The organism is Lederbergia ruris, assembly GCF_018332955.1.
GTDB lineage: Bacteria > Bacillota > Bacilli > Bacillales > Bacillaceae_C > Lederbergia > Lederbergia ruris.
The window spans coordinates 1-255 of the sequence record NZ_BORB01000153.1 but is presented as its reverse complement, the minus strand read 5'-3'; the positions used below and the strand labels follow the sequence as shown (position 1 = coordinate 255).

General features: G+C 39.2%; 1 protein-coding gene. It reads left to right on the top strand.

The features are described from left to right. On the top strand, positions 1-255 hold a 255-nt coding region (locus KI363_RS21815; protein WP_212967630.1), incomplete at both ends, for an IS110 family transposase.

The window sequence follows — 255 nt, the reverse complement described above, 5'->3', positions numbered from 1 at the left end:
TGCTAAAGACAAACATGTGGCACGAGCACAGGACGATAGAGGCTATGAATTTGGGAAAAGGTTGATCTTTGAGAATCGAATACACGGCTTTGAACTACTACTAGAATGGATTTTCAAGCTTCAAAAAAAACATGATAAAAGCCATGTCATTATTGGAGCTGAGCCAACAGGTCACTATTGGATGAGCTTAGGTTATTATCTGACGAGCAAAGATTATGACTTTGTATTGGTTAACCCGATGCATGTCAAGAAGTC